Raw genomic sequence first — 2,667 nt, 5'->3', positions numbered from 1 at the left:
CGGGTTACTACGGCCGCACCCTGGTCACCCGGGTGGGCAAGCTTGAGCTGCGGGTTCCACAGGACCGGGCGGGTCACTTCTCCACCGAGCTGTTCGAGCGCTACCAGCGTTCGGAGCGGGCCTGAAGGCGTTTGCCGAACGACCGCTTCAGGAGCCATTCCCCTACCTCATTCTCGATGCCCGCTACGAGAAAGTGCGCGAAGCCGGCATCGTGATGAGCCAGGCGGTGCTGATCGCGGTCGGCATCGACTGGGACGGGCGCCGGCAGATCCTGGCCGTGGAGATGGCCAATCGCGAGAGCCGCTCGGCCTGGAAGGACTTCCTCGTCGGCTTGAAACGACGCGGTCTCAAGGGCGTCGAACTGGCCGTGTCCGACGACCATGCCGGCCTGGTCGCGGCGATCGGCGAGGTGATCCCGGAAGCAGCATGGCAGCGCTGCTACGTCCACTTCCTCAGGAACGCGCTCGATCACCTGCCCAGGAAGCACGGCGACGATTGTCTGCAGGAACTGCGCTGGCTCTACGACCGGCGCGATCTCGCCGAGGCCAAGGCCGATCTCGCCGCGTGGCTGTCCAAATGGTCCGCCCGCTACCCGCGGCTGACCACCTGGGCGGAAGAAGCCATAGAACAGACGCTGACTTTCTTCCGGCTGCCGCGTCAGCATCACAAGCACCTCAAGTCCACCAACATGCTTGAACGGCTCAACGAGGAAATCCGCCGGCGCACCTATGTCGTGCGCATCTTCCCGAACGCCGAAAGCTGCCTGCGCCTGGTCAGGGCGCTGGCCGTCGAAACCAACGAAAACTGGATGGAGGCCAACCGCTATATCAACATGGATGATCTGCGCGAGCACAAGAAGCTCGCTCTGCGCCAAGCCGCATGACCAGTTTCATGATCGCCCATTTTGCAGAACTTGACGCACACAACCAAATTCGCTGAGAGGGGGCGGTCATGGCAGGCTGGTGATTGTTCACTTCACCTGATTCCCGCGAAGGAACGCCACCATGGCCAAGACTCATTTCTCTGGGTTATTTCATTCCTCCCGGAATGTCCGACTGATTTGGTCCGACAGCGGCTTCACGAAATAGGAAAGCGCCGTACGCTCGCCCGTCTCGACCATCGCTTCGGCCGGCATACCGGGCACGAGCGTCAGGCCCTTGAGCTTCGTCAGTTCCGCCTGCGGAACCGACAGGCGCACCAGGTAGTACGAAATGCCGTTTTTTTCATCCGTCGCCAGATCGGCTGCGATCCGGCTGACATATCCGTTCAATATCGGCGTGGTTCTCAGATTGAAGGCTGACATCCGCAGCACGGCCTTGTGACCAAGCTGGATTTGGTCGATGTCCTTCGGGGTGATTCGTACTTCAAGCGCAAGATCGTCGCCTTCCGGCACGATTAGCATGATCGGATCGGCGGGCGTAATCACTCCGCCGACCGTATGAATTGCGAGTTGTTGAATGGCGCCTGACTGCGGCGCGACGATATCGATCCGCCGCAGTTCCTGCTCAACCGCCACCTTGCGCTCAACATACTCCCCGACCTGCGCCTGAACCTCTCTGAGCTCCTGGCCGACTTCCGACTTGAAATCCTGATCGATCTGCGGGATCTGCAGGCGCGTTTCGGCTATGCGGGCTGCCGTCTGTGCCTGATCTGCGATCTTCTCACCGCGCTCGCCACCGAAAGTGGCAACCTGGATCTTCAGGCTGTTCAACCGTTGGTCCGAGACAATGCCTTTCTTGCGCAGCCCACTTAGAACAGCAATTTCCTTTTGGAGAACCTCGATCATTTTTTCACAGGCAATTTCCTGCGCCTTGAGTCCTTCGATCTCGTGGTGATATTGAGTAATGCGTTCCGCCAATTGCGCCTGCTTCCCGTCGCGGGATTGCCTGCGGAATTCGAACAGCAGCGTCTCGCTATCTATTGCCGAAGCTACGTCTGGAACATCTCTTCGGGCGAGTAGCCAGTCCGGGAAGGCGATTTCAGCGAGATCGTCACGCTCAGCATCGAGTCGTGCCAGGTAGGCGGCCAGCTCATCGAGCCGCTTGGTGACTATGGCGAGATTAGCGCGCGTCTGGGTAGCATCGAGCCGCATGAGGATGTCGCCGGCTTTTACTTTATCCCCTTCGCGCACCAGGATTTCTCCGACCACCCCGCCAGTCGGGTGCTGCACCTTCTTGACATAGGAAACGACGACAAAGTGTCCGGACGCTACAACCGCACCGGAGAGATTCGTGAAGGTCGCCCAGGCTCCGGCTCCTCCCACAAAGATCACGCTCGCCAGAAGGCCCGCCACCAGGTGGCGGCGAATGGAGCTTGAAACGTCATTGTTCTGATCAATGCCGGACACCGGTATCCTCCATGTCAGCGCGCTCTGCCACGTGATCCTGTGTAGACTCGATGGCCTTCAGGACTTTGGAACGCGCACCGAATGCTCGCTGCCGTCCACCTTCCATCACCAACACCAAATCCACGGCGCGGATGACGCTCGGCTGATGGCAGACGACAACCGCAATGCCCTTGCGCTCGCGCACGGAGGCGATCGCCTTAGCGACTGCAGCTTCGCCTTCCGCATCGAGATGGGTATTGGGTTCATCCAGCACAACAAGGAAAGGGTCTCGATAAAGGGCACGGGCAAGACCGATAAGCTGGCGCTGCCCGGCGGAAAGT

1 protein-coding gene and 2 pseudogenes are annotated in these 2,667 nt (G+C 60.0%); 1 reads left to right on the top strand and 2 read right to left on the bottom strand.

Features of this window, described 5'->3' with window-relative positions; genetic code table 11:
• A pseudogene (locus NKH22_RS31420) lies at positions 1 to 883 on the top strand (IS256 family transposase); the annotation flags it as partial.
• A 150-nt stretch (positions 884 to 1,033) separates the two neighbouring features.
• Here the strand turns inward: NKH22_RS31420 and NKH22_RS31415 are convergent.
• On the bottom strand, positions 1,034 to 2,347 hold the full coding sequence (locus tag NKH22_RS31415; RefSeq protein ID WP_023808461.1) for an HlyD family type I secretion periplasmic adaptor subunit: 1,314 nt from the start codon (positions 2,345 to 2,347) through the stop codon (positions 1,034 to 1,036).
• Positions 2,334 to 2,667 (bottom strand): annotated as a pseudogene (locus tag NKH22_RS31410) (type I secretion system permease/ATPase); the annotation flags it as partial. The gene NKH22_RS31415 and the pseudogene NKH22_RS31410, both read right to left, overlap by 14 nt.

The sequence above is a fragment of the Mesorhizobium sp. M1252 genome, from assembly GCF_040318265.1.
Classification (GTDB): domain Bacteria; phylum Pseudomonadota; class Alphaproteobacteria; order Rhizobiales; family Rhizobiaceae; genus Mesorhizobium.
Note: the sequence above shows the minus strand (reverse complement) of the source record. Positions and strands in the feature narration are given on the sequence as shown.